This window comes from Streptomyces sp. NPDC022910 (assembly GCF_055561075.1).
The window spans coordinates 1-20,677 of the sequence record NZ_JBVHHL010000077.1; the positions used below are offsets into that span (position 1 = coordinate 1).

At 70.9% G+C, this 20,677-nt stretch carries 17 protein-coding genes; 10 read left to right on the plus strand and 7 right to left on the minus strand.

Annotation, left to right across the window (positions count from 1 at the left end):
* Positions 1–194: 194 nt before the first annotated feature.
* Positions 195–1,307 carry an FtsX-like permease family protein gene (locus tag ACZ3TS_RS38185; RefSeq protein WP_467626671.1) on the plus strand — a complete coding sequence of 371 codons (1,113 nt, stop codon included), beginning with the start codon at positions 195–197 and terminating at the stop codon, positions 1,305–1,307.
* Between the two features lie 381 nt (positions 1,308–1,688).
* Here the strand turns inward: ACZ3TS_RS38185 and ACZ3TS_RS38190 are convergent, their stop codons facing one another.
* The gene (locus tag ACZ3TS_RS38190; RefSeq protein WP_467626673.1) at positions 1,689–2,549 is read right to left on the minus strand and encodes an SDR family NAD(P)-dependent oxidoreductase; all 861 of its coding nucleotides are present in this window, start codon (positions 2,547–2,549) and stop codon (positions 1,689–1,691) included.
* A gap of 506 nt (positions 2,550–3,055) precedes the next feature.
* Here ACZ3TS_RS38190 and ACZ3TS_RS38195 point away from each other — a divergent pair.
* On the plus strand, positions 3,056–3,811 hold the full coding sequence (locus ACZ3TS_RS38195; RefSeq protein ID WP_467626675.1) for a GNAT family N-acetyltransferase: 756 nt from the start codon (positions 3,056–3,058) through the stop codon (positions 3,809–3,811).
* A 346-nt stretch (positions 3,812–4,157) separates the two neighbouring features.
* Here ACZ3TS_RS38195 and ACZ3TS_RS38200 read toward each other — a convergent pair whose 3' ends face one another.
* Complete coding sequence (locus tag ACZ3TS_RS38200) at positions 4,158–6,938, minus strand: helix-turn-helix transcriptional regulator (protein ID WP_467626678.1); 2,781 nt, start codon at positions 6,936–6,938, stop codon at positions 4,158–4,160.
* 216 nt (positions 6,939–7,154) lie between these two features.
* Here ACZ3TS_RS38200 and ACZ3TS_RS38205 point away from each other — a divergent pair, with 216 nt between their 5' ends.
* The 4 genes from ACZ3TS_RS38205 to ACZ3TS_RS38220 all read left to right on the plus strand — a co-directional run bounded on the left by ACZ3TS_RS38205 (position 7,155) and on the right by ACZ3TS_RS38220 (position 12,174).
* Complete coding sequence (locus ACZ3TS_RS38205; protein ID WP_467626680.1) at positions 7,155–8,825, plus strand: FAD-binding protein; 1,671 nt, start codon at positions 7,155–7,157, stop codon at positions 8,823–8,825.
* 156 nt (positions 8,826–8,981) lie between these two features.
* Entirely contained in the window at positions 8,982–9,725 is a 744-nt protein-coding gene (locus tag ACZ3TS_RS38210) for an SDR family oxidoreductase (protein WP_467626683.1), read from the plus strand.
* Between the two features lie 84 nt (positions 9,726–9,809).
* Positions 9,810–10,280 carry a carboxymuconolactone decarboxylase family protein gene (locus ACZ3TS_RS38215; RefSeq protein ID WP_387777920.1) on the plus strand — a complete coding sequence of 157 codons (471 nt, stop codon included), beginning with the start codon at positions 9,810–9,812 and terminating at the stop codon, positions 10,278–10,280.
* 352 nt (positions 10,281–10,632) lie between these two features.
* Entirely contained in the window at positions 10,633–12,174 is a 1,542-nt protein-coding gene (locus tag ACZ3TS_RS38220) for an MFS transporter (protein WP_467626686.1), read from the plus strand.
* A gap of 155 nt (positions 12,175–12,329) precedes the next feature.
* On the opposite strand, the gene ACZ3TS_RS38225 is transcribed toward ACZ3TS_RS38220, so the two are convergent.
* A complete protein-coding gene (locus ACZ3TS_RS38225) occupies positions 12,330–13,568 on the minus strand; it encodes a PP2C family protein-serine/threonine phosphatase (protein ID WP_467626689.1) in 1,239 nt (412 codons plus the stop codon).
* 313 nt (positions 13,569–13,881) lie between these two features.
* On the opposite strand from ACZ3TS_RS38225, the gene ACZ3TS_RS38230 reads away from it, so the two are divergent.
* Entirely contained in the window at positions 13,882–14,139 is a 258-nt protein-coding gene (locus ACZ3TS_RS38230) for a hypothetical protein (protein WP_467626691.1), read from the plus strand.
* Between the two features lie 151 nt (positions 14,140–14,290).
* A complete protein-coding gene (locus ACZ3TS_RS38235) occupies positions 14,291–14,524 on the plus strand; it encodes a hypothetical protein (RefSeq protein ID WP_467626693.1) in 234 nt (77 codons plus the stop codon).
* 16 nt (positions 14,525–14,540) lie between these two features.
* On the opposite strand, the gene ACZ3TS_RS38240 is transcribed toward ACZ3TS_RS38235, so the two are convergent.
* The 3 genes from ACZ3TS_RS38240 to ACZ3TS_RS38250 form a co-directional block, all read right to left on the minus strand.
* Complete coding sequence (locus ACZ3TS_RS38240; RefSeq protein WP_467626722.1) at positions 14,541–14,975, minus strand: VOC family protein; 435 nt, start codon at positions 14,973–14,975, stop codon at positions 14,541–14,543.
* A gap of 423 nt (positions 14,976–15,398) precedes the next feature.
* Positions 15,399–16,403, minus strand: coding sequence for a ketol-acid reductoisomerase (ilvC, locus tag ACZ3TS_RS38245; RefSeq protein ID WP_467626695.1), 1,005 nt, complete (start codon positions 16,401–16,403; stop codon positions 15,399–15,401).
* A gap of 117 nt (positions 16,404–16,520) precedes the next feature.
* On the minus strand, positions 16,521–17,144 hold the full coding sequence (locus ACZ3TS_RS38250; protein ID WP_467626697.1) for a GNAT family N-acetyltransferase: 624 nt from the start codon (positions 17,142–17,144) through the stop codon (positions 16,521–16,523).
* Between the two features lie 236 nt (positions 17,145–17,380).
* Here ACZ3TS_RS38250 and ACZ3TS_RS38255 point away from each other — a divergent pair, with 236 nt between their 5' ends.
* Positions 17,381–18,481 carry a phenylacetate--CoA ligase family protein gene (locus ACZ3TS_RS38255; RefSeq protein WP_467626699.1) on the plus strand — a complete coding sequence of 367 codons (1,101 nt, stop codon included), beginning with the start codon at positions 17,381–17,383 and terminating at the stop codon, positions 18,479–18,481.
* Entirely contained in the window at positions 18,481–19,875 is a 1,395-nt protein-coding gene (locus ACZ3TS_RS38260) for an aldehyde dehydrogenase family protein (protein WP_467626701.1), read from the plus strand. Before ACZ3TS_RS38255 ends, ACZ3TS_RS38260 begins: the two co-directional genes overlap by 1 nt.
* Before the next feature lie 172 nt (positions 19,876–20,047).
* Here ACZ3TS_RS38260 and ACZ3TS_RS38265 read toward each other — a convergent pair whose 3' ends face one another.
* Positions 20,048–20,668 (minus strand): DUF5134 domain-containing protein, encoded by a 621-nt coding sequence (locus ACZ3TS_RS38265; RefSeq protein ID WP_467626703.1) that lies wholly within the window; start codon positions 20,666–20,668, stop codon positions 20,048–20,050.
* Positions 20,669–20,677: the final 9 nt, after the last annotated feature.

Genomic DNA, 20,677 nt, shown 5'->3' on the forward strand with positions numbered 1-20,677 from the left:
ACTACGCATCCGGTCTATAACCGGCCTCCGATCTGCGAGTTCACTCGAAATGCGCGACTTCGTGTCGCACCGATCAACGCCCACTGCTCGTCGGTGAGATTGCCTCGCGCCATGACTGACGATCTATCAAGACCGGGCCTCGGCGCGCAGGCGATCCACCGAATCGTGATCCGAACTCCAGACAGGACCTAGCCGTGCGCGGCTTGCAGTTGAACGGCGAGGCCACCAGCCGCTCGGTCAACGGGATCGCGGTTGCGGTGGCAGGGGCCGTGGCGCTCCAGACCCTCCTCACCGGACCCGCCCACAACCCGGTGGACAGCACCGCCCGAGGGGCACACGGCCCCTCCGCCTCCACGCGCGTCGCTGTCGCCCGCCTGGACGGCGGCGGGACGCCAGGGGCGCGGTACGCCCCGGTGCTGGCCACGACTCCTAGCGTACAACGGGCTGTTGAGTTCAGGGAGTTGTCGATGAGCCCCCTGAACGGTGGTTTTCCTCAGGCCGTCCTCATCGCCGACTGCGCTCATTTGCGCCTGCTGGCACAGTTGCCTTCCTGTTCCGACGGGGACGCCTTTCTCACCGCTCCTCCGGGCACGGACACCATGCACGACCTGACCACATGGGCGGCCGGCATGAAATTGCGCATGGACATGACCGGTCCCCGCTGGACTGTCCCGCACATCACCGCAACCGTCCGTGCGACCCCCGCCTATCCGGCGGCGGTTTCCTCTGAGCGGACCCTGCTGGCCACACCCGGGGCGGCCGGGCACACCGCCATCGCACACGCCGTCAGCACGGTCGGCCTCACCTATGCGCCCGGGTTCGAAGACGTGGAGGATCACATCCGCACTGCAGCCGCACGGCTGGACCCGGCCTTCAGCGTCGAATTTCCCGGAAAGTCGCAGGGCGACCCTGCCCTCGACGGAGTCAGGCGGGCTTTGCTGGCCGGGGTGACCGCCGTACTGGTACTGATCGCGGCGAGCATGCTGCTCGGTGCGCTCGAACAGGTCCGCGAGCGCACACGAGTGCTGTCCGTCCTCGTCGCGTTCGGTACGCCCCGTCGTACGCTCGCCACATCCGTCTTCTTGCAGTCCGTACTGCCCGTCGGACTGGGTTTGCTCGTGGCGGAGTCGATCGGGACAGCCCTCGGCAGCTCGCTGCTCGATCTCGTCGGAATACCTGCGCCACACAACTGGAGCACCCTGCTGGCCATAGCCGGCATCGGAGCGGCTGTCTCTCTGGGTGTCACCCTGTTGACCCTGCCGGCATTGTGGCGTTCGACGCGCCCCCAGGGACTGCGTCACGAGTGACTCACTCCCCCGGCCGCGCCAGGCGCAAGGCGACCGGCCGGGGGTGCGTTCGGGAGCGCGAACCCCCGCGGCCCCTGCACTTCGTCAACGAGGCTTGGCCGCCGGGCACGCGACCTGTTGTGGTGCGGGGACATGACGGAGACCTGGCCCCGGACCGGTAGACAGTAAGGGCATCTGGGCACGGTCATCGTCCCGTTCCGCCGTCGCGGGCTCGATGGCACGACGGAAGGAGCAGTACGCCACAGATCAGGCCGCTGAGGACGGGTCCCTGCCCGCGTCGCCAACCGGATCACCGGCTCCGCAACGGCCGCACTGTCGTCCCCACGGTCCGCCGTTGCCATCACGGCACGGCGGCTGTGCCGGTACGGCCTCAGATCGACCTCAGATCAGTTCAAGCCCGCCGTCGACCGTGATCACCTGGCCGGTCGCATGGCGTCCGGCGGGCTCGGCCAGCCGCAGGACCCAGTGGGCCACCTCTTCCGTCCTGGCGATGTGGTGCGTCGGAATGCGCTCACGCTCGTAGGCGTACACGTCGTTGGCCGCTTCGGGGCTGAGACCGGCGTGCAACATGACGTCCGTCTGGGTCGGGCCCGGAGCGACCGAGTTGACCCGGATGCCTTCGCCGGCGAGTTCCAGTGCCCAGCTGCGTGTCATCTGCTCGATGGCCGCCTTCGTGGCCGCGTAGTGCGCACCACCGGCCATCGGACGATGCCCGTACGTACTGGACAGGTTGATGATCGTGCCGGAAGTCTCCCGCAGGTGGGGCAGGGCGGCGTGGGCAAGCAGGCTGGGTGCCACGACATTGAGTTCGAGAAGGCGGAGAACGGCCTCTTTGTCGGTCTCGGCCAGCGGCATGACCGCTGTCGCTCCAGCATTGTTGATCAAGTAGTCGAGGCGACCCCACTTTTGGACCGCGGTGCTGACGATCTCAGCCGGTGCCCCATCCTGACAGACGTCGATCGCCAAGACCTCGATGTTCCCGTGGGCGGCTGCTGTCTCCTTCAACGGCTCTTCACGGCGGCCTACTCCGAGCACATGCACCCCGGCTTCCGCGAGCGCGATGGCAATGGCACGTCCGATGCCCGAGCCCGCCCCGGTGACGATCGCAACGTGCTCGCGGCTCTGCGCGGACGGGTCGGCGTCAGCGTCGTAAAACATCTTGGCCATGGTGATCCCTTCACTCGTGGTCTTGCGAAACGGTGGGTGACCACCGCCGTCAAGAAGCCGTAACAACACTATCACATCACATGTTGTGATCCATTTGCACCATACAACGATGTTTTTGAACCGCACCTAACGAAGACCCGCCAGGGCCGCTGGGTCTCGGGTTCCGGAACAGTGTGATAGTGGATGCCGTTCGTGTAGTCTCACAGGTCACTGCGGTGGCTCAGCAGGCGCCGCACGGTGACGGTCGTCCGTGAGTGGCCGGCAAAAGTAGTCGTTCGCGGACGCGTCCAGGTCGATGTGTCGCCCGGCGACGAGCTGGATCAGCACGACGACGGTGAAACTCGTGGTGACGCTGCCGACGCGCGTTCTTCCGATCCACTTGGCCTCTGGCAGCAGACGGCGACCGTCCTCGCTCCGGAGGACAGCCGTGGCCGGTGAACGCCCACCGCAACCACAACGCACACTGTGATGTGCAGAACCACGAGGTGAGGAAGACAGTGGCAATGGTGGATCCGGCAAGCCCGATCAGCACGTCGGACGACGGGACACGAAGCACCGAGGCCCCGGGGGAACCCGGCGCCATGGCATCGGTGTTCGCCAATTTCCGTCAGTACCTCATGGGCTGGGGCACGCAGAGCCGTGCGGGCGACACCGTCGACCAGTTCCGCAGCGGGCTTGCCACCCCGCAGTTCAACGGCGTCGTACGCGTACGGTCGGTGTCTGCGGACGGGGCGGACGTGACGGCCGTCCGCAAGGAGTTCGCCAGCGTTCCCTGGTGGTGGTGGGTCGGACCTGACAGCCCCGAGGACACCGCCGACGTCCTGCGGCGCCACGGTGGACGAGAGCTCGCGGCCCTGCCCGTGATGGTGCTCCCGCTCGACGAACCGGCCGCCCCGGGCACGGTCCCCGACACCGCTCGCACCGGTTTGCGGGTGGAGCCGGTCCGGGACGGCCAACGGCTCGCCGAGTTGGTCCGGACTTACCGGGCGTCGATGGGGGTCGAGCCCGGTCTGGAGGCCGAGATGGTGCGCATCGAGTCGCGGCGCGAGGACAACGCCGACATCGTCCGACTGGCCGCCGTGCTGGAGGGCCGAGTGGTCGGGACGACCGTGGTGATCACCGCCCACGGAGTGGCCGGGATCTTCCTCGTCCACGTGACCGAAGCACATCGCCGACGGGGCGTCGGTGCGGCCCTGACGGCCGCCGCGCTCCAGGTGGGGCGGGAGCGCGGGATGCGCTGCGCCGCGCTGGTCGCCAGCCCTGCGGGCGAACCGCTGTACCGACGTTTCGGCTTCACGACGGCATCCGAGTACCGGCTGTTCGCCTTCCCCGCCTGAGCCGCAGCCCGGCCCGGGACGCGGGTAAGCGCCGCCCCTCCAACCTCCGCGCCGACGCTGCCGCGCCTTTGCCCGGCCGGCGATCCGCACCGGGACTTCACCGGCCGGGAGGACCGGTCGGGTTGGCGAGTTCACCGCGCTCGCCTCCCCCGACGAAGTCGTCTACTGCACCTCCGGCCGGGCCATCGAGCGGCGCCTTCGTCCCTGAACCGGCACCCCGGCGACAACCGACACCTCAGACGCGCGATGGCCCCGGCCCGTACTGTGCCGTGGGTCTGGTCGACGGTGTGCCGTCCCCCGTAGGCGCGCGGTCCCCCGCGGATTCGTGATGTCTGTCGGTTCCGACTCACCGTGCCCGTGCGCTGTCGAGGACGTCCGGCAGGGCTCGGCGGGAGCTGATCCCGAGTTTCACGTAGACCTTCCGCAGGTGCCATTCCACGGTATGAGGGCTGATGAACAGCTCCGCGCCGATCCGCGCGTTCGTCATGCCGTCGGCGGCGAGGGCTGCGACCTGCGACTCCTGCGGGGTGAGGGCGTTCGCCGGTGTGGTCTCCCGCGCGGTCACCTGCTCACCGGTGGCGATCAGCTCACGGCGGGCCCGTTCGGCGAACGCGTGCGCCGGCATCGCGTCGAACATGTCGTGGGCCGTGCGGAGATGCTCGCGGGCCTGCGCGCGGCGCTGTGCGCGCCGCAGCCACTCGCCGTAGAGCAGGTGGGTGCGTGCCACCTCCACGACGACGCCGCCGCGGCCGAATTCCTCGATCGCCGTGCGGTACAGGCGGTCGGCTTCCTCGCCGTCGGTCAGCAGCGCCGCACTGCGAGCGCTCGCGCCTCGCGCCCATCCGGAGTCGGCGGCGCTGGTGAGTTCGGTCAGGCGAGCCAACGAGGCGCGGGCCTGGTCGAGTTCACCGCACCGGGTCGCGGCCTCCACATGTTCGATCAGGGACAGACCGGTGAAGTTGAACCCGTCGTGCTCGATACCGGTGCGGGCGGCCTCCATCGCCTCTTCGTAGCGGGCCAGTCCGTTGAAGAGCACCCCCTGGATGTAGCCCATGGCACCCAGCAGGGACACCTCGCCCCGCTGCACGGCACGCTCTCTGGCCTCTTCGATGATGCCCGCGGCGACGTCCGCCTCACCCCGCCACGCGGCCAGGACGAGCGTGGCGTACTTGTGCGGGGCGTGGCCGGTCGCGGTGGCGATCGCGTCGGCCTCGTCGATCATCCGGTCCGCCTCGGCGAAGTCGCCGTAGTGGATGTACACCCCGCCCGCGTAGATCAGAGCCGGCGGCAGGGTGCCGAGCGCTCCGATGTCGCGGGCCAGACGCACCGCGCGACTGGACAGTGTGTCCCAGGCTTGCAGGTCCCAGGCCCAGTGGATGAACGACTCGAGCGCGACCGGGGCCAGCAGCAGCCACCGTACGGTCGCCTCCCGCGTGCGGAGCTCTTCGTGTTCGAGCAGGTCGAGTGCCTCACGCAGGGCCGGGACGGCCGTCTCGGGGCCGTCCGCGAGCAGGGCCGCCACACCGTCCAGGAGAGCGTCGGCGGCCTTGGAACCCGACGAGGGCGCCCCGGACGCGCGAGCCGCGATCGCCGCGGCGCGGGCGCCGGTCGGACCATGGACCCGGCTAGCGAAGATGGTCGCGCTGATCGCCTCCAGGTACGTCTCCCGCGCCAGGGGAGATCCCGCCGCGGTGAACTGTGCGGCCGCGTTCAGAAGGAGTGGTGCCGCCTCGTCGCTGCGGCTGCGGGCGAACAGGATTCTGGCCCGCAGCCGGGCCAGGCGGGCCCGGTCCAGGACGCTGAGGGGATACAGGTCGGCCACCGCCGCCAGTTCCGTGGCCCGTTCGGGCGCGGCGGCCGAGAAGTGCGCCTCGGCGGCCGCAAGGGCCCGGCGCCCTCGCGGCCACGGGTCGGGCGTCACCTCCACCGCGCGTTCCAGCAGCACCGCCTCGGCCGCGATGCCACCGCGCTGCCGGGCGCGGTCGGCGGCCTGTTCCAGTCCCGCGGCGACCTCCTCGTCCGGCCCGTCGGCCGCCTGCGCGGCGTGCCAGGCGCGCCGGTCGGGGTCCAGGAGGGGGTCCGTGGCCTCGGCCAGGGCCCGGTGCACCGCACGCCGTTCCTCCGGCTCGGCTCCGTGGTAGACCGCCGAACGGACCAGCGGGTGCCGGAATCGTACGGGCTCTCCGAACTCGATCAGGCCAGCCGCCTTGGCCGGTGCGGCGTCCGGAGTGATGCCGAGGGAAGCGGCCGCGCGGATCAACAGGCGCACGTCGCCCACCGGTTCCGCCGCGGCGATCAGCAGCAGGGTGCGGGTCGCGGCCGGCAGCGCACCGAGCCGCCCGGCGAAGTCACGCTCGACACGGCTGGCCACCGGTCCCTGGACGACCGGGGCACTCGACGCGTCGACGCCGTAGGCCAGTTCGGCGGCGCTGCGGCCGCGGGAGAACTCCAGCAGCGCCAGCGGGTTGCCGCGTGTCTCGGCCACGAACCGGTCCCGGACCCGCTCCTCCAGCCGTCCCCCCACAGCGCTCTCCAGGAGCTCTCCGGCCGCGGCGGCGTCAAGGCCACTGAGTTCCAGCGCCGGCAGGCCGACGAGCGCGGACTGCCCCTCGGGGTCGCGGACCGCGAACGCCATGGCGACCGGCTCCGCGAGCAGGCGCCGGGCGACGAACTCAAGTGTCTGCAACGACACTTGGTCCAGCCACTGGGCGTCGTCGACCAGCACCAGCACCGGCCGGGTCTCCGAGGCGCGGGTGAGCAGGGTCAGCACGGCGAGACCGACCAGGAAGCGGTCGGGCGGATCGCCGACCGCCGTCCCGAACGCCACGCGCAGCGCGTCACGTTGGGGTTGCGGCAGTTCCTCGACGCCGTCCAGGAACGGCGCGCACACCTGGTGCAGGCTCGCGTAGGGCAGTTCCATGTCGGCCTCGACACCGCGTGCCCAGGTCACCTGCACCCGGGACGCCTGCGCGGCCACGTACTCCAGCAGCACCGACTTGCCGATGCCCGCCTCGCCTCGGACGACCAGGGCACGGGAACTGCCGTCCCGCAGGCCGGCCAGCAGATCGTCGAGCGCCGCGCACTCACGCTGCCGGCCGACCAGATCGGGAAGCGGGCTGGCGATCATGCGACTCGGCTCCTCGGCGGGATCCGGGGGAACAGAGCTCCCACAGCGGTGTTCGGAAGAATCCTTGCCACGGTACCTGCGAACCCTCCCCCTCAGCTCGGACGGGCGCTGTGACTACTTCCACGCCTGAAAGCACGCTGAAGGTGTCACAAATCCGGGGCCTGTCCGGTCGATCCCAACCAATGATCCTGTCCGTTCGCTGTCGCAGGAGGACCCATGTCTTCTCTCGGACACCAGCTCACCACGTCCGTTCTCGTGGTGGGAAGCGGTGCGTCAGGCCTCCGCGCGGCCATCGAAGTCGCCGAGGCCGGTGTCGCGGTCGTCGTGGTCACCCAACGGGCCCGCGACGCCGCCCCGGCCGGCGCGGCATGGGACCATGCCGAGCGGACGTCCGCCCCTGCCCGCCCTGGCGGCACCGGGGAGGGGCATGCGGCCGACATGTCGCCGCAGAGCCGCTTACCGGCCGCCCCGCCCGCCGAGCGGAGCGCGCCCGGCGCCTCCGCGCAGCACATCGACGGCCTCGAGCCCCGCGGCAGGCGCCCCGGACACACCGGCAGCACGTCCACCGCACGGCTCACCGGCCCGGACCTGCACCAGGCCCTTCAGGTGCGCGGACGGCAATTCGCGATCCGCGTCCTGCCGCACGTGTACGTCACCCGGCTGCTGGTCGACGACGGAACGGTGTTCGGCGCCTACGGATTCGGCCTCGTCGACGGCTCCCGCTACCTCGTGCACGCCGACGCGGTGATCCTCGCCACCGGCGGGCACACCCGCATCTGGCGGCACACGTCCTCGCGCCGCCACGAGAACACCGGCGGCTCGCTCCGGCTCGCCGCCGAGGCCGGTGCCCGGTTGCGCGACCCCGACTTGGTGCAATTCCATCCGTTCGGGCTGATCGAGCCGGACCACGCCGCAGGCATGCCGGTCAGCGACAGCGCACGGCACGCGGGCGGCGTGCTGCTCAACAACCTCGGCGAGCGGTTCATGACGCGCTACGACCCCGAGCGGATGGAGCTCTCCGACCAGGAAACCGTCGCGCGGGCGTCCTACACCGAGATCCGGGAAGGCCGCGGCTCCCGGTCCGGCGGCGTCTGGCTGGACCTGTCCCACCTGCCCGCTGACACGGTCCTGGCGCGGCTGCCGCAACTGCACCGGACGCTGCTGGAACTGCAGACGCTCGACATCACGCGCGACCCCGTCGAGGTCGTCCCGATCGCCCACGTCTCCCTGGGCGGCATCTGGGTCAAGGCCGAGGACCACAGCACCGACGTGGACGGGCTCTTCGCGGTCGGGGAAGCGGTCGGCGGCCCGCACCGGCGAGAGGACCCTCCCGTAGAACTCCTCGCGCACGGGCGGATCGCCGGGCGCGCCGCGGTGGAATACTCCGCCGCACCCACCGGTCCACGCCACTCACCGGCCGCGACCCGCGCCGCGGAAGCCGACGTGCTCCGCCTGGTGGCCGCCGACGGCAACCACAACGCCCGCGCTCTGCAGCGCGCGGTACGGCGTCTGATGACGGACCACGCCGGCGTGGTCCGGGACGAAACCGGTCTCGTCGCGGGACTGACCGCACTCGACGAGATCGAGACCCGGACGGCGGACATCGGCGTGCACATCGACATCGGCGGCTTCTCGGACCTGGCGCACGCCTACGACCTCAGATCCGCCGTGCTCGCCGCCCGGGCGACCCTCCAGTGCGCTCGGGAGCGGCTCGGGCCCCGGGGCTGCCACCACCGGTCGGACCGCCCCGGCGCCGCGACAGCCCTGCTGGACGCCATGGTGTGGTCCGCGACGAACGGTGTGCGCCGCACACCGTTGTGGCCCGCCCCGACCGGGATCACCGAGCCGTGGCGCGACGCGTCCGACAATGCCGGACCCGCCGTCTGAGGGCCGATCGACAGCGGCGCGAAATCTTTGTGCGCCGCCCTGTCACAGATATCGGGGCCGCCTGGTCAGGAGGGTACGAGTCATCGCGGCCGGTGCTGTGGACGAGGTCGCCGCAGACCCATCGGGCACCGTGCGAGATCAGTGAAGGGAAAGTCCATGAAGGTCGTAGTGATCGGCGGAACCGGACTCATCGGTTCCAAGGTCGTCTCCAAGCTCAACGAACACGGTCACGAGGCGGTGGCAGCCTCCCCGAACACCGGAGTCAACACGGTCACCGGCGAAGGCCTGGCCGACGTCCTGAAGGGCGCTTCCGTCGTCGTCGACGTCTCCAACTCCCCCTCCTTCGATGACGACGCGGTGATGGAGTTCTTCCGCGCCTCCACCACCAACCTGCTCGCCGCGGAGGCCGCCGCCGGCGTCACGCACCACGTGGCCCTGTCCGTCGTGGGCACCGACCGCCTCCAGCAGTCCGGCTACTTCCAGGCCAAGCAGGTCCAGGAGGACATGATCCGGGACTCGGGAGTGCCGTTCTCGATCGTCCACGCCACGCAGTTCTTCGAGTTCGCCAAGGCCCTCGCGGACTCGGCGACCACCGGTGACACGGTGTCCGTCGCCCCCATCAAGATCCAGCCCATCTTCTCGGGCGACGTGGCCGCGGCCGTCGGCCGCACGGCGGTCGGCACTCCGGTCAACGGAATCGTCGAGGTCGCCGGCCCCGACACCTTCACCCTGGAGGACTTCATCCGCCAGGGCCTCGCGGCCCACGACGACCCCCGCACGGTCGTGACGGACCCCAAGGGTCTCTACTGGGGCGCCGCCCTCAAGGAGTCCGACCTGCTGCCCGGCCCCGACGCACAGCTCGGCGAGACGCACTTCGCCGACTGGAGCAGCAAGCAGTAACGGCGAGCACTTCGCCCACGGCCCCGAAATCGCAGCAGCATCAGCCCAGTTCACCGCCCATCACTCAACTCTCAGGATCCCTACATGGACGCGCGCATCAACTACTTCGGCAACGCTCTCGCGGGCAAGGTCATGAAGCACCTCAACTCGGCCGGGGCCGCTGTGCACTCGGCGCTGCCCGTCGCCACCCAGGAACTGGTGAAGATCCGGGCCAGCCAGATCAACGGCTGCGGGTTCTGCACCGACATGCACACCAAGGACGCCGTCGCCGCGGGTGAGGACCAGCAGCGGCTGCACCTGGTCGCCGCCTGGCGCGAGGCCACCGTCTTCACCGACGCCGAGCGCGCGGCGCTGGAGATCACCGAGCAGGGCACCCGCATCGCCGACGCGGCGGGCGGGGTGTCGGACGAGGCCTGGGCCAACGCCGCCAAGCACTACGACGAGGACCAGCTCGCCGCGCTGATCTCGTTGATCGCGATCATCAACGCCTACAACCGCATCAACGTCATCAACCAGCAGCCCGCCGGCGGCTACAAGCCGGGCATGTTCGGCTGACCCGCCCGCTCCGGCCCCGCCGGACGCCACCGTCCGTCTCCCGCTCACCCCGGCCCACCGAGCGGGAGACGGATCCCCGGACGCCCCCGCGTCCCCACGACGCCGCACCGCGAACCGCAGCACCCGGGCCCCACGCGAAGGCCCACCCGCGAACCACCGCCCCCCGGGCCGTACGCGACTCGCCACCCGTGAACCGCCGCACCCAGGGCATACGCGACGCGCCACCCGGCACCCCCCCACCCCCCCACCCACCCAGCGCACCCGTGCGTCCACGAGAAGACCGACCCGCCGCACCCGCTGCCCGGCACGAACGCACCGGCCGCCTCCTGGCCCACTGTCCCAAGGAGACGACATGCACCCCTCCCCCGCCCCGGGCGACCCGGCCTTCCTGCGCATCTCCAGCGCCCGTGGTCGATGGACCCTTCTGGCCACCGTGCTCGGCTCCAGCGTGGTGCTGCTCGGCTCGACCGTCACCAACGTCGCGCTGCCGCACATCGGCGACGACTTCGACGCCGACCTCGCCGCACTCCAGTGGACCGTGAACGCCTACATGCTGACCCTGGCGGGACTCATCCTGCTGGGCGGCTCCCTGGGCGACCGCTTCGGCCGACGCCGGATCTTCGTCCTGGGCATCATCTGGTTCGCCGCGGCCTCCCTGCTGTGCGGGCTGGCTCCCGACACGACCACGCTGATAGCCGCCCGCGCTCTCCAGGGCGTCGGCGGAGCGCTGCTCACCCCCGGCTCCCTGGCGATCATCGAAGCCTCCTTCCACCCGGACGACCGGCCGCGCGCCATTGGCCTGTGGTCCGGTTTCGGCGGCATCGGGGCGGCACTCGGGCCGTTTCTCGGCGGATGGCTCGTCGACGGCCCCGGCTGGCGCTGGACCTTTCTGCTGACGATCCCCCCGGCGCTGCTCTGCGTGCCCCTGGCACTGCGCCACGTCCCGGAGTCCGTCGGCAGGCCGCAGCAGCTCACCGTCGCCGCCAGTGCCCACACACGGTCCCGGCGGGGCTTCGACCTCGCCGGTGCGGCGCTGGGCGCGCTGACACTCGCTCTGGCCACCTACGCGCTGACCGAAGCCCGTTCGGGCGGGCCCGTCGCCCTTGCCACGGCCGCCGGCAGCATCGCGGCCGGGGTCGCGTTCGTGCTGGTGGAGCGGCGCAGCAGCGACCCCATGATGCCCCTGTCGATCTTCTCGTCGCGACCGTTCACGGCCATCAACCTGATCACCCTGTGCGTCTACGCCGGGCTGGGCGGGTTCTTCTTCCTGACCGCCCTGCAACTGCAGATCGTCGCCGGCTATTCGGCACTGGCGGCGGGTGCCGCCATGTTGCCGAGCACGGTGCTGATGCTGCTGTTCTCCGCCCGCTCCGGGACGCTCGCCCAGCGCCTGGGACCGCGCATCCCGCTCACGGTCGGCCCTGTGGTGTGCGGGGCGGGCATGCTGATGACGGCGCGGGTGGGCACGCACGCCTCCTATTTCGCCGACGTTCTGCCCGCCCTGCTGGTGATGGGCACGGGCATGGTCATCATGGTCGCTCCGCTGAGCGTGACGCTGCTGGCCTCGGTCGAGGCCGCCGACGCGGGCCTGGCCAGCGGGATCAACAACGCGGCCGCACGCGCGGCCGGGCTGGTCTCCGTGGCCGCGCTGCCACTGCTGGTCGGCATGAGCCCGGACGCCTACCGCTCCCCCGACTCCTTCGACACGGCGTTCAACCGGGCCATGCCCCTGTGCGCGGGCCTGCTGGCCATCGGCGCGGCGATGTCCTTCGCTCTGCTGCGCGAAACCGCCGACACCGCCGACACCTCGGACGCACGGCACGGCCGGGCGCACGGCTGGCTGATGGAGCCGCCGCTGGTGTCGCGCTTCGCCCATCACCGGGCTCTCGACTAGAACGCGAGCCGACGCCAGGGCCCCACCGAGATGCGGGCCGGGTCGAGCGCCGAGATCCCCCGGCCGGGGCACATGTACCAGCCGGTTCCCGCCCCTTCCCCGGCGGGGACCGGCTTCTTCCGTGGACCGGGCCGGCCCCGCGGAACGGCGGACCATCAAGCCCCGCCCCCGCCGTCGCAGGACAGATGAAGCACCGCCACGTCGTCCCGCAGCCCACCGAACGGAGCGGCCAGCAGCGACACGCCGCTTACCAGGGCGTCGACGAACGTCTGCGCCTCCAGATGCGCAAGCCGACCGGCCAGCCTCAGCAAGCCCTCCTCCCCGAGCCGTCCGCTGGCCGTACGGCCTTCGTAGAGGCCGTCGGTGAAGAGCACGATGCCGTCCCCGTCCGGCGTCGCCATCTCGCTCTCACACCAGTCGCCTTGCCCGGGGAAGAGTCCCAGCGGGAGAGCCGGCGGCGGCTCCACCCATCGGACCTCTCCCTGGTGCCGGTGCAGAAACCCGGGGTGGCCGGCGGTGACCGTCCGCAGGGTGCGGCGGTGGGGCGACAGAACCAGGGACACCACGGTCGCGTAGGTCTCCTCCTCCGCTCGCTCCTCGGTCAGGATGCGTTCGAGCAGATGGAGTTGTTCCAGCTGGCTCTGCCCGCACAGCACGGCCGTGCGCCATGCCAGGCGCAGGTGGACGCCGAGGGCGGCCGCGGCGGCACCGTGTCCGGACACATCGCCCATGACCACGTGGGCGCTGCCGTCGTCGCCGCGCACCACATCGCAGAAGTCGCCGCCCAGCAACGTGTGCGCGCGGCCCGGCGCATAGTGGAAGGCGGTCGTGAAGCCGTCTGCCCGCAGCGTCAGGTCGGGCAACAGCCCCCGTTCCAGCAGGGCGTTGTCCCGGGCGATCTCCTCGCCGGCCACGGTGCGCCCCGCGACGGCGCGTTGCAGGGCGATCCAGATCGTCCGGCAGAACTCGTCGGGAGCGCTGCGGCGGTGATCGGCCCGGCCCTGCACCGAGCCGGCGACGGCGCGGAAGGCGTGGGACGCATGTGTGCCCTCGAGAACGAGCACGGCCGCGTCGGGGGCGTGACGGCGTACCCGGGTGACGACGTCGGCCAAGGTCCGGCCGGCCGGTGTGCTGCCCACCAGAACGCACAGCGGGCCGTGGACGGCGGAGGCACGCCATCCTTCCTCGACGCTCGAGTGCCAGACCAGCGCATCGGCCAGCCGGTCCGGGAGCAGCCGCCGGACATGGACCGCGTCGTGTTCGTCCTGGGACAGCAGAAGTACTTTGAGGTCGCGGCAGAAGGAGAAATCCCCACGGGGACGGGTCTCATGAGCCCGATGTCCTCCACAGCGATCGGCGGCCGGAACGTCCGGCCGCGGAATGGGGATGCTCATGTGTGGTCTTTCGTGCGCGAGAGGCGATGGCGGCTCCACGCACGAGTGTCGGCGGCTCGCGGAACGCGCACCCTTTTTCTCCTGCCTGGCCCGATCTGTTCGCTCATGAGACAGGGACGCACACGTATCTGTGACACCAAGATCCTCATCCATGAGCCGCGCCACGGCAGTTGAGGGGGGACAGCCGCAACAGGCCGATGCGCTGTCACGGACCGGGGTGCTGTCCAGTCAATGAGGAAAGGGCGGAACTCCTCGCGGAGCCCCACCCGCTTTTGCCGCCATCGCCGCCGGCAGAGAACGGAGATGACACCTCATGTTCAGCACACCCAGAGACTCCCGCACCTGGTTGGTCGGGCTGCCGTGCCGGTCGGACGCCTCCCAGATCGTCTGGCTATACTACGTCGTCGGCGAGGCGCCGGACAGCGCCGAAGCCCTGTGCGCAGCGGTGCGGCGGGCCAACAGCGCCTCCGAGCGGGACACCCGCGGCCACCTGCCCGTGGAACCCGATCGTGCCGAGGTGCAGCGCATACGACAGCACATCCTGGGCGACTTCGTCCTGGAGGCCTGCTGAACCCAAGGGCGTGTCAGCCGAGGCCCCGCCCCGGGCCACGGCCCACCACCCACTCCCTCACGGGGACGACGCCTCCGGATGTCACAAGCGCGTCCCCTGTCCGGTCAGTACGGGAACTGGTGTCCGACACGATCCGAGGAGGACCGGAATGATGTCCCAAGGCGTTGATCTTCAGGCCGACCCCGCCACCGTCGCGGCGTCGCTCACGGCCGAGGCGACCGCTCTCGAAGGGCGGCTGCGCCGGCTCCGTGAGGCCGTGCACATCGTGAACACACGTATCGCGTCGATCACCGAGTCCCTCCAGACCCTGCACGGCACCGCGCCGACATACGGCGCAGGTGAGCGTCGCTCCGGATCGCCAGACGACGCCCACCCTCGCGGTTGAACACCGCACGAGCCTCTCAGCTCCGCCCCGGCACCTCCTGAAGCACCCATTCGTTGCCGTCCGGGTCGCTGAACTCGGCGTAGGAGTGATAGTCACGACGCTGCGGGTCGGGTCCCTCGACCCGCTTCTCATCGGTGCTGCGGTGGAACACACCGCTCGTGTCATGGAAGATTCCGCCGGTCGCCACGCCCCTCGCCGCAAGTTCCCGGCAGGCCTGCTCGATGTCGGAGACGACGAGGTGCAGGCCCCGCACCGAACCCGGGGCGGCCGTGGTGACTCCGGTCCCGAACAGGATCGAGCACGCCGATCCCGGGGGCGTCATGTGCACCACGCGATAGGAGGCGTCGATGGCATGGTCGGCATCCAGCCGGAACCCGACGGCCTCGTAGAACGACTTCGCCCGGTCGACGTCCGAGACGGGCAGCACCAGGACGGCCAGCTTGAGCTGCATGGCGCCGGCGCTCTCGCCGACGGGCAGCGTGCCCGCCTCGGCTGACGCGCCCGCGCCCTCAGCACCGCTGCTGGCCCGCGCAGCGTCCTCCACCTCCTCGATCTCCACCCGGTACCGGTGGATCCCGGTCCGCGGACCGTGAGCCTCGACGGTCCAGCCCTCCACCACGCGCCACAGCGCGTCGGTGCCCTGCAAGTACGTCCCGTCCGGCGCGGCGGCGGCCCGCAGTTCGGCATCCAGCGCCGCGTGCCGTTCGTGCGGGACGTGGAGTTCCAGAGCGAAGCGGCGCAGCGACCGCGTGCCGTGCGCGGCTTCCGCCACGGGCAGTGGTACGGCGGCTATCTCACGGAGCCCCCCGAGCAGGGTGACATGCAGCGTCGTCATGAGACCGTCACCGGTTCCCTTCCGTGCCGGACCGCGCGATCACGAGCGCTCCTCGTCATTGACCCAGCTCATGAGCTTGCGCAGCTCCTTGCCGGTGGTCTCCAGCAGCAGTTCGGAGTCCTGCTTCCGGTACTCCTGATACCTCTTCAGACCGCCGTGGTACTCGGCCATCCACTCACGCGCGAAGGTGCCGTCCTGGATCTCGGCAAGGATCTTCTTCATCTCGGCCTTGGTGGCGTCGGTGATGATGCGCGGGCCGGTGACGTAGTCGCCCCACTCGGCGGTCTCCGAGATCGACCAGCGCATCTTCTCCAGACCGCCCTCGTACATGAGGTCCACGATCAGCTTCAGCTCGTGCAGGCACTCGAAGTAGGCGATCTCCGGCTGGTAGCCCGCCTCGGTCAGCGTCTCGAAGCCCGCCTTGACCAGCGCTGACACGCCACCGGCGAGCACGGCCTGCTCACCGAACAGGTCGGTCTCGGTCTCCTCGGTGAAGGTCGTCCTGATGACACCGGCACGGGTGCCACCGATGCCTTTGGCGTACGACAGCGCCAGCGGGAAGGCGCTTCCTGTGGCGTCCTGCTCCACCGCCACCAGACACGGAACGCCGCGGCCCTCCTCGTACTGGCGACGCACCAGGTGACCCGGCCCCTTGGGGGCGACCATGCACACGTCCACGTTCGCCGGCGGCTTGACGAAGCCGAAGCGGATGTTGAAGCCGTGCCCGAAGAACAGCGCGTCGCCGTCCTTCAGGTTCGGGGCGATGTGCTGCTCGTAGACCTCGCCCTGGAGCGGGTCCGGAACAAGGATCATGATCACGTCGGCCTCGGCGGCCGCCTCCGCCACCGTCACCACACGCAGGCCCTGCTCCTCGGCCTTCGCCCGGGACGTGGAACCCTCGTGCAAACCGACGCGGACGTCGACACCCGAGTCACGCAGCGACAGCGCGTGGGCATGGCCCTGGCTGCCGTAACCCATGACCGCGACCTTGCGGTCCTGGATGATGGACAGGTCGGCGTCGGTGTCATAGAACAGCTCGGCCATGGCAATCCCCTCACTTGTAGCCGCCCGCATCGAACCGCGGGGAGAAACACCCGTCGGCGAGCGACAGTCGAAACACTATCTCGTCCAATGTTGTCACACGTCTTGCACTGTGCAGGCTCAGCGAGTAGGCGACGCATCTTCGAAGGAAGGTCGGAGAACCCGCTGAACTCCAGCTTCAGGAGCCCAGGAGCGTACCGAAGCACCCGGCACACAGTGTTTTCCTGCACCGCGTTGCCACCACGCACGCCGCGTCGGCGAGCGGGCGAGGGCGAAGCCGATGTCCTGCGTCCAGGCCCGGACCGTCGTCGCACTGCCCGTCTCCGGGACCGTGCGCAGCGGAACGTCGGAGTGGTGCAGGACGGCCGCCATGCGGGCGTCGTCGGGGTGGATGACGCCGTAGACCTCACGTACGCCCAACTCGACGGCGAACCGGCCGAGTTCTTCCAGGAGCCGGGTGCCCAGCCCCCTGTTCTGCCAGGTGTCCTCCACCAGGAGCGCGGCCTCGGCGTCACCGTCGTCCGGCAGCAGATGCCCTATCGCGACGAGCCGCTCTCGCGGGTCCTGCACCGCCAGGTGTACCGACTGGGGTCGGGACAGCAGCGGCCCCAGGTAGGTGTCGGGGTCGCCCATGGCCCGGTGGTAGCGGTGCCACCGGGCGGCGGCGGAGCACCGGCGGTGCAGAGCGGCCACACGGGGCTCGTCGTCCTGGTCGACGCGCACGATCCGCAGTCCCTGTCGCATGTCCCTCTCCCTCGACCTGGGCACAGCCGGTCGGCTGCGGCCCAGTCATCAGACCAGGTGGCACGGGTCGTTGTGACGGTGTGCCGTTGCCAGGGGTGCAGCCGCGTTTCCGCGGGGCTGTCACAGACGCCTGCACCCCTCGGTCTTCTCTGCGAGAGCGGGTCGGGCCCGCGGGACCGCCCGGGACGCGCGGTTCGCACGCGTCCGCCCTCAGCGACTTCGAGAAAGGCGGTTCTATGCCGATCGGCTCATTGACCGTTCTGGACGCCGGCCCCTTCGACGGGGTGGACCCCGACGACTACGTCCGGGCGGCCATGCAGTGGCACTTCACTCCCGAGACGGGGTCCCGGTACTGGCTGGAACGGGTCGACCGGCTCGGTTTCGACCCCCGCCGCGACGTCAAGGGCGTGGCGGACCTGGCGCTCTTTCCCGATCTGACGGACGAGCTGCGCGATGTGTGGGTGTCCGATCTCGTCCCCCGCGGCTACGGTCCGCAGGCCCGGCCGCTGCACGTGTTCGAGAGCGGCGGCACGACCGGGACGCCGAAGCGGGTTGTGCAGATGGACGACTGGGCGCGGCACGGCAGCGACCAGGTGGCCCGCCGGCTCCGGGACCACCAACTGCCCGTCGGCGCACTGTGGCTGACCGTGGCGCCGACCGGCCCGCACCTCGTGGGTGATGTGCTGCAACGGGCCGCGGCAAGTCTCGGCAGCCCCGGGCTGGGGGTCGACATGGACCCCCGCTGGGTCAAGAAGCTCGTCGCCGCGGGCCGTCGCGACGAGGTCGACGCCTACACCGACCATCTCGTGGACCAGTGCCGGCGCATCCTGCTCGGCCAGGACATCGGTGTCATAGCCGCCACCACCCCGATGCTGGAGCGCTTCGCCCGGGACAGCGACCTCGTGGAGGTCATCAACGGCAGCGCCCAGGCGATCATCTGGGGCGGCACCCACATGGATCCCGACACCCGGGACCTGTTGCAGACCGAGGTGTTTCCCGACGTGCCGGTGATCGGCATGTACGGCAACACCATGATGCTCACCGCGCTTCTGGAGCGGGTCGGTCTCACGGCGTCGGAGCCGTGTGTGTTCGACCCGGTCTCGCCGTACGTCTTCCTGAACGTCGTGGATCCCGACACCGGGCAACCGGTGGCGGAGGGCGAGCGGGGCCAGGTGGTGGTGAGCCACGTCAGCAAGTCCATGCTGATCCCCAACAACAGGGAGCGGGACACCGCGTTGCGGGTCCGCCCGGCCGAGGGCCACGCCGGGGACGCCGTCGCCGACGTCGCGCCGGCTCCCGCGGTCGAGGGTGAGACCGTCATCGAGGGTGTCTACTGATGACCGCCGTGTCGACCACCGAGCCGTTGCACCTCGACGCCCTGGGCCCGCGGGGCACCTACCGCACACGTGTGCCGAGCACGGTGACCGACGTGTCCGGTGCCCCGATCGCACGGCTGAGTCTGGTTCCCCCGCTGTACGTGGCTCGGGCGATCGGTGCCCTGCGCCAAGCGCCGCCGATCGCCGCGGCCGACCTGGAGACCGTGTTCGCCACCGCCGGGGAGGCCTTCGCCGCGGGCACCGTGGGGGGCTTGAGCGTCCGGGAGTACGAACGTCTCGTCAGCCGGACCTCGGGCACGCCGCTCGCCGTGGTGCGTGCCGCGACCCGGGGCACGGCGCACTTCGTACGGCACGCCGCCTCGTCCGCCGACCGCGGCAGGCCGCGCGGCGCCGCCCGCGACCTCAGCGACCCCATCCTGCACGAGACGCACACGGTGTGGGCACGTCAGGGCGACGTGTTCGCCGTCAACGCGTCCGGCAACCATCCCGGTGTGCACCGCGGCTGGCTGGAGGCGCTGGCGCTGGGTTACCGCGTCGCCGTGCGCCCGTCCCGGCGCGAGCCCTTCACCCCCCACCGGCTCGTCGCGGCACTGCGTCAGGCGGGCCTCCGGGACGGCCAGCTCATGCTGCTGCCCACCGACCACGCGGCCGCCGACACGCTCGTCCACGGCGCGGACCGGGCCGTGGTGTACGGCGGCGACGACGTGGTGGCCAAGTACGCGCACGACGCGCGGATCCTGCCGCAGGGGCCGGGACGGTCGAAGATCCTCATCACCGCGGACACCGACTGGCACGACCATCTGGACACCCTCGTCGCCTCCGTCGCCGGCGAGAGCGGCACCGCGTGCGTCAATGCCACCGCGATCCTCGTCGAGGGTGACCCAGCCCGGCTCGCCGAAGCCCTCGCGGCACGGCTGGCCGTCCTGCCCAGCCTTCCCCCGCAGGACGAGAGGGCCCGTCTGCCGGTGTGCCCGCGGGAGCGGGCCCGAGCCCTCAGCACGTATCTGAAGACGGTCGCGGCCGGGACGCACGCCTGGCTCGGCGGCGACGGGATCGCCGACGACCTCGGAGACGGCAGCGCCGTACTGCGCCCCGCCGTGCACCAGACCGCGAGCGCCCGAGCCCCTCAACTGCGCACCGAACTGCCCTTCCCCTGCGTGTGGATCGCTCCCTGGACCCGCGCGGACGGCATGGCGCCGCTGCGCGACACGCTCGTGCTGTCGGCACTGACCCGGGACCGAGGCCTGGGGGAGGCACTGGTCGCGGAACCCAGCATCGCCAACGTGTACTTCGGCGATCAGCCGACCCACTGGATGGCGCCGGGTGTCCCCCACGACAGCTATCTCTCCGACTTCCTGATGCGGAGCAAGGCGGTGTACGGGGACCCGTCCTGAACGGCGCTCGCCTCCTCGGTGCGGGCCTGCCGTGAGCGCGCCCGCCCCCTCGATGGGGCGACGATCATCGCTCCGGCCGTCCGGCGCGGTGGTCCGCGGTCATTCAGCCCATGACCGCGGACCGCCGCGCCCTCGCCGTGCCCGGACGCGCGCCCGTTTTCTCGTCCCGCGGTCAGTGGGGCAGGACCAGCATCACGGCCGTCCCGAGCGCCATCGCCCCTTCACCCACGTGCCGTGACGGCGTCGCCGCCGCGGCCTTGCGCGCCGCGCTCACGGCGGAGCGCAGCGAGGGCATGGGGCGGGTCAGTGACCACAACGCGTACGCCAGCAGACAGGACGCCAGCGACAGCGTGATCGCGGAGCCGGCGAGGGGGACACCGGCGCCCAGCACGCCGGGCCCGGTGGAGCGCGCAGCCGACCCGAGGTGTGGGTACGCCGATCCGGTCCCGGTGTGCGGCACGCGCAGCATCCAGGCCATCGCGGCCATACCGGCCGCGTGCGGCAGCCGGTGGGTCATCGCGGCGGTCCCCCCGGCCTCCCGGCGGCCGACCGGCAGGAGAAACCACACCGCGCCGGCGGTGAAGACACCGCCAGCGACGGCAGCGGGGCCCGCCCGGACGTCGGTCCAGGGCATCGCCGCCATGGACACGGCCATGGCGGCGGCCAGCAGCCGGTCCACCCGGACACCGAGCCCGGTCCTGGTTGATCCGGCACCCCGCGCCAGCCCGTGCAGAAGCACCGCCACGAACAGCAGCGTCAGCAGGCAGTGCACCAGGACGACGGGCGTGCGCATGCCGGGTCC